Consider the following 6,342-nt stretch of genomic DNA (forward strand, 5'->3'; position numbering starts at 1 on the left):
GTCATCTCCGCCAGCGGCGTGACACAAAACAGCGAGTACGCGCCGTATTTACTGCTGTCAGCCAGCAACACCCGGCGACGCGCATTCACCGCCAAATCCTGTTTCAGCCCGGCTTTTTCTTCCGTCGGCGTTGTGATGCCTTTTTCCAGACTCCACGAGTTACAGCTGATAAATGCAATATCGGGATAGACGCTGCGCAGCAAACGACGGCCATGTTCACCGACACAAGACTGACTGCTGTCATCAATCCGCCCGCCAATAATCGTGACTTCTATTTGCTTAAACTCAGATAAAAATAGCGCAATCCGCAGATCGGCAGTGATCACCCGCAGCGGCAGATGCGTCAGGTTACGCGCCAGTTCCAGCATGGTGGTTCCGGCGTCCAGCACCACTGCATCCCCCGGTTTCACCATCGCCGCAGCCACTTCTGCAATCGCCTGCTTTTCCTGCAAACTGCGCTGAAGTTTTTCATTAGTGGTCGGCTGACTGGGAATGAACCGGTTGAGCGTAACGCCGCCATGACTGCGGCTGATCACGCCCTGCTCATCGAGTTTTATCAGGTCACGGCGAATGGTCGCCGGGGATGCGGCGATGGCGGCAACCAGTTGTTCTACGGTGACCAGATTATGGCTTTTCAGATAATCCATAATCTGATCGAGGCGGCTTTGTCCGGTCAACGTGATTCCTTTTTAACTTGCGCCGCTGACGTAGTATTACGCCAGTTGTACGGCCAGCTGAATAGAGATCGCCATGCTCTCAGACTTGGCTTTTCCTGTCCACGCAATATCAAACGCGGTGCCGTGGTCTGCCGACGTGCGGATAAAAGGCAGACCGGCGGTGATGTTTACGCCGTCATAGAATCCCATCAATTTCAGCGGAATATGCCCCTGATCGTGATACATCGCAACCACCATATCGTACGTCCCTTCGTAGGTTTGCAGGAACACCGTATCCGGCGGGCACGGGCCGGTAACGTTGATGCCTTTGGCTTTCATTTTTTCCACTGACGGCCCGACAATCTTAATTTCTTCATCGCCGAACAACCCGTTTTCGCCGGCATGCGGATTAACACCGGCGACAGCGATACGCGGATTTTCATAGCCCACGCGACGCAGGAAGGTATCAGCCATCTGGATCACCGTTTCCACCCGCTCATGACTGAGCGTGTCGAGGAATTTACGCAGCGCGATGTGTGTGCTGACGTGGATCACCTTGAGTTTGTCGGTGTAAAGCACCATCGCGTAATCGCGGCTGTGGGTGAGTTTTGCCAGCAGTTCGGTATGCCCCGGATAAATATGTCCGGCAGAATGCAGCGCTTCCTTGTTCAGCGGCGCGGTGGCAATGGCGTGAACTTGTCCGGCCATAGCCAGTTCGGTCGCGCGTTTGACACAGCGATAGGCCAGATCGCCGGCTTCTTTTTGCACTTTTCCCGGCACCAGCGCATCAGGATTTGCCAGAGGTTCGTCGATCACATTGATAACGCCCGGAGCAAAATACGCCTGCGAGACCTCATCGATAATGCGCAGTTCCGCTGCAGGGGTGATGTCTGAGCCAAGGATCCGACGGAATGTGGCGGCGCAACCGATCACCACCGCTTTGGTGCCTGAAAGCTCACCTTCAGCCAGCGCTTTAATGATGATTTCAGGGCCGATACCGGCAGGGTCACCCATCGTTACTGCGATAATTTTAGTCACTTAACTTCTCCTCAATAAAGCGTAAAACTTCAAGTAGCGTGTTTTCAGTGCCGAATCCGCCCGCTTTGGTCATCACCGGCAGCCGTTGGATCTGGCTGGCGTGCAGATATCCCCAGGGAACGCAGCCCGCGATCTGTCCTTTAATATCAAAACCTGTTGCCCCCAGCGCGCGGGCGACCGCCAGCGCAATATCACCGCCCGAGAGATACAGCCCGCCTGGCGGAAAACGGGAGTCCTGCAAGACATGGTGAATAAGTTGCCCGAGAAAAACGGCCACCTTTTCGCCCATCTGCGACCGGCTGATGTGGTGTTGCTGGCAGAATTGTGCGATCTGATGCCGCTGTTCTGCTCCCTGCGACGTGCGGATCACACAGTGTTTTCCCTGCGCCAGCGTCTCAGTAATTTGTGCGGCCAGCGTGTGCTGCATGTCGTCATATTCAGGTGAAAACAGAGGCATAACATCGATATCCACCAGTGAAATCGCCCGGCGTTGCATCACAAAAGCAATCTGCTGTGCGGCGATTTCACTCATCGAACCGACCACTGCCAGCAGCGACGTTTGTTGTGCAGACACGCTGACCGACGCGGCGGCGTTCCCGTGCAGACTGGCATCAGTCAGCGCACGGATAAGCCCCGACGCCCCCACCATCAGCGGTCTGAATGGCAGGTTTTCCGCGGCCTGAACAATTAGCGCCAAATCTTCTGGCGTCTTGCTGTCCGCCACCAGAATGCGCACGCCGGACGCCACCAGTGCAAAAATTTCAGTCTGTAAATCGCCGCGCCGCAAAGCTTCCAGCCCAAGAAAATGTTGTTGCAACGTGGTCTGCTCAGCCAGCCGTTCCGACACGCTTGCCGTATTCACCGGCGTTTTCGGGTCGGTGGCAAATTCGGTTTGAGTGAGCAGATGGCCGTCGACGTAACATTGCCCACCCGTCACCACACGTCCGAGTTCGGGCACCGCCGGAGCGACAATCGCCAGCGGGCAATTGAGCGCAAGCAGCGCCGCCTCGGTTTCAGCCCCTATATTGCCGCGCAGCGTGGAATCGATTTTCTTAAAGACCTGATACGGACCGGAAAAGGCGGCCACACCGCTGCGGATCGCACGGGTGACTTTCTGCGCGGCTTCCGCTGCGCTCAGCGCACGGCTGTCGGTGCTGTAAATCACTGCGCGGTTTTCACTGCTGCCCGGCACACCGGCATGCTCGTCAAACTGCACACTGGCCGCCAGCCCCTGGCGAACCAGCTCCACACCAGTGTCATTCGCCCCGGTAAAATCGTCGGCGATCACCAGAAGTGCGGAGGGCGGGTGCCGCGCCGGAGTTGTCACTGTTTCAGCCATCATGGCTCCGTGATGAGTTGGGTCGGGTTAATCTTACTGGATATGATTATATTCAATCATGATTGATTATATGTGAGCAACATCAAATTATTCAACTTCAATTTCGCCTATAAATTGCCCTGACGATGTGAGGAGTATCGACCTTTGATGATTGAACTCACTCTTTATTGAAGACTCAGACGGTAGGAATCAGCATGAATATAGACAGTACGGTCATCAGCGGTTATCAGTCATTGCAGGACATTGGCTACCTTCTTAGCGGAAAACATCAGGTATTGCTGGTCAGCGATAAGAACATTATTGTCCTGCCGCCGGTGCAATCAGTGATAACGCAACTGAAAACCGCGGGCTGTCAGGTGACGGTGATTGATAACGTGCCGCCGGAGCCGAGTCAGCATGATGTCTCCGCCATACTCAGTGCACTGAAACACCCACGGGTCGATCTGGTGATTGGCGTGGGCGGCGGCAGCGTGCTGGATGTCGCCAAACTGCTGTCGCTGCTGTGTGCGGGCGATGAAAACGTCACGCTGAAAAGCCTGCTGGCAGGTGAAAAGCCGCAGCATCGCACCACGTCTTTGCTGATCCCAACCACGGCGGGTACCGGTTCTGAAGCGACGCCAAACGCAATTCTGGCCATCCCTGAAAAAGAAACCAAAGTCGGCATTATTACGCCAGTAATGCTGCCTGATTATGTCGCGCTGGTGCCGGAACTCACCACCAGTATGCCTGCGCGCATTGCGGCTTCCACCGGCATTGACGCCCTTTGCCATCTGTTCGAATGCTTTACCTCAGTGATCGCCAATCCGGTCAGTGACAACGTTGCGCTGGCTGGCATGAAGAAGCTGTTTGCCAACATCGACACCGCCGTCGCCGAGCCGGGCAATCTGGTCGCGCGCCTGAATATGCTGTGGGCATCTTATTACGGCGGCGCGTCGATTGCCCATGCCGGCACGCATTTGGTGCACGCCATGTCTTATCCGCTCGGCGGGAAATATCACATTCCTCACGGCGTCGCGAATGCCATTTTACTGGCACCGTGCATGGCATTTGTGCGGCCGTCGGCGGTCAGTAAATTCGCCTGTGCCTACGACTTAATTCCGGATGCCGATCTGAAATTAAGCGAAGAAAAAAAATCCTATGCGCTGGTGGAATATTTTGATGCGCTGGTGCATCGCCTGGATTTACCGGTCAAATTAAGTCAGCTGAATATCACACCTGACGACATTCCTTATTTGTCGCAGGGGGCAATAGAGGTACAACGTTTAATCAAAAATGTGCCCATGCCGGTAGACAAAAATCAAATAGAAGAAATTTACCGCAGTATCAGATAACCCCTTATTTCGTATCCGATGACAACGACGTGAAGAGAATAAGATGAATAACATTACCGGAGTTTATACCGCGATAGTGACGCCTTTTTCCCCAGACGGAAAACTCGATAGCGACGCATTGCGCCAGCAGGTAACACGCCAGAAAAAGGCGGGTAATAATATTTTCTGCAACGGCACCAACGGGGAATTTTTTATGCTCAGCGAGCAGGAAAAAATTCAGGTGACAGAAATCTGTCTTGAGGCCGCAGGCGATGACACGGGTGTGATGTCGCATGTCGGCGAGATTTCTACCCGGGACACTATCCGGCTGGGCAAACAGATTGAACAACTCGGCGTGCGCGCCGTGTCGATAATTACGCCGTGGTTTGCGGCGTTGCGTCCGCAGGAATTGATCACTCATTTTCGTGCAGTCGCTGATGCCCTGAGCGTGCCGGTGTATCTCTACAACATTCCCGCCCGTACCGGGAACACGCTGACGCCGGACGTGGTACGCGTGCTCGCCGACCATCCGAACATCAAAGGCATCAAAGACAGCGCCGGTTCATGGGAAAGCCTACATGGCTTTCACCAGGTCAGCCGTCAGTTTACCGATTTCGATGTGCTGACCGGGCCTGATTCCCTGATTTACAAAGGTTTCTCCGAAGGCAGCGCCGGGTGTATCTCCGGTATCGCCAATATTATTCCCGCTCAGGTGAATGCGGTTTACCGACATTTGCAGGAAAACAACGCCACCGCGGCCGAAGCCGTACAGGCGGATATCAATCAGATCCGGACCGATCTTTACAGCATCGCATTCTCACCGGCTGTGGTTAAAAAAGCCGTGAATCTGCTCGGTTTTAACGTGGGTGAAAGCCGGTATCCGGTGGAATTCACGCAGGACGATACACAAAAGATCCTGACCGTTATCAGGACATTTAATTTGCGCGATTAAACGCGCTTTACCTTCTGAAACCACCGACTCCTGTGCATGAAAGTGCGCAGGCAGGGTCCCCTACGCGCTGTGTGAGGAAAAAATGAAAGAATTTAGCTCATCAGATACGTTAATTATCATCGGTATTGTTCTGGCCTATATCCTGTTTACGACCTGGCTGACCTACCGGCTACGCAGTAAAACCAGCGGCGATTTCATGGAAGGCTCGCGTGCGATGCCTGCCTTTATCGTCGGCGTGTTGCTGATGTCAGAATACATCGGCGCAAAGTCTACTATCGGTACCGCACAGGCAGCGTTTGAAGGCGGTTTTGCTGCTTCCTGGTCGATCCTGGGGGCGGCTATCGGTTTCCCGATCTTCGGTTTGCTGCTGGTAAAACGCATCTATAACACCGGAAAAATCACCATCTCCGGTGCGATTGCCGAAAAATACGGCAACACCACCAAGAACATCATTTCGATCATCATGATTTATGCCCTGCTGCTGGTGAACGTCGGTAACTACGTCAGCGGCGCAGCGGCAATTTCCACCGTGCTGAAAGTGAATCTGCCTGTCGCAGCGTTTATCACCGCCGTGGTCAGCACCTTCTATTTCGCCTTCGGCGGCATGAAAGGCATGGCGTGGGTGACCATGCTCCACAGCGCCATTAAGTACATCGGCGTGCTGGTCATTTTAGGTATCGCCCTGCACATGACCGGCGGCGTTATGCCAATGGTGAAAGAGATGCCTGATTTCTACTGGACATGGGACGGCAGCATCGGTGCCAGCACCATCTTCGCGTGGCTGATCGGTACCATCGGTTCTATTTTCTGCACGCAGTTTGTTATTCAGGCGATCTCCTCCACCAAAAGCGCCGAGTCCGCCAAGCGAGCAACCTGGGTCGCTTTCTTCTTCTGTATTCCGATTGCGCTGGCGATTGGCATGATCGGCGTCGCAGCGAAGTTTCTGCACCCTGAGATGAACAGTCTATATGCCCTGCCAATCTTTATTCAGGATATGAATCCGTGGCTGGCGGGTCTGGTGACCACCTCGCTGGTGGCATCGATTTT

General features: G+C 54.2%; 6 protein-coding genes. 3 read left to right on the plus strand and 3 right to left on the minus strand.

The genetic code is table 11. The features are described 5' to 3' along the window. The 3 genes from D5398_RS25100 to dtnK all read right to left on the minus strand — a co-directional run. On the minus strand, nt 1–647 hold a 647-nt coding region (locus tag D5398_RS25100; protein WP_244216846.1), incomplete at its 3' end, for a DeoR/GlpR family DNA-binding transcription regulator. A gap of 66 nt (nt 648–713) precedes the next feature. Further along, nucleotides 714–1,694: a D-threonate 4-phosphate dehydrogenase gene (locus D5398_RS25105; protein WP_120510015.1), complete on the minus strand. Its 981-nt coding sequence runs from the start codon at nt 1,692–1,694 to the stop codon at nt 714–716. Then, nucleotides 1,687–3,033: a D-threonate kinase gene (gene dtnK / locus D5398_RS25110; RefSeq protein WP_120510016.1), complete on the minus strand. Its 1,347-nt coding sequence runs from the start codon at nt 3,031–3,033 to the stop codon at nt 1,687–1,689. The genes D5398_RS25105 and dtnK overlap by 8 nt, the downstream gene beginning before the upstream one ends. Nucleotides 3,034–3,227: 194 nt before the next feature. On the opposite strand from dtnK, the gene D5398_RS25115 reads away from it, so the two are divergent. The 3 genes from D5398_RS25115 to D5398_RS25125 all read left to right on the plus strand — a co-directional run. After that, nucleotides 3,228–4,364 carry an iron-containing alcohol dehydrogenase gene (locus tag D5398_RS25115; RefSeq protein WP_120510017.1) on the plus strand — a complete coding sequence of 379 codons (1,137 nt, stop codon included), beginning with the start codon at nt 3,228–3,230 and terminating at the stop codon, nt 4,362–4,364. A 43-nt stretch (nt 4,365–4,407) separates the two neighbouring features. After that, nucleotides 4,408–5,295 carry a dihydrodipicolinate synthase family protein gene (locus D5398_RS25120; RefSeq protein ID WP_120510018.1) on the plus strand — a complete coding sequence of 296 codons (888 nt, stop codon included), beginning with the start codon at nt 4,408–4,410 and terminating at the stop codon, nt 5,293–5,295. Nucleotides 5,296–5,377: 82 nt separating this feature from the next. Then, a partial coding sequence (locus tag D5398_RS25125) for a sodium:solute symporter family protein (RefSeq protein ID WP_162940844.1) occupies nt 5,378–6,342 on the plus strand: 965 nt, incomplete at its 3' end.

It is taken from the genome of Rahnella bruchi (assembly GCF_003614975.1).
GTDB lineage: Bacteria > Pseudomonadota > Gammaproteobacteria > Enterobacterales > Enterobacteriaceae > Rahnella > Rahnella bruchi.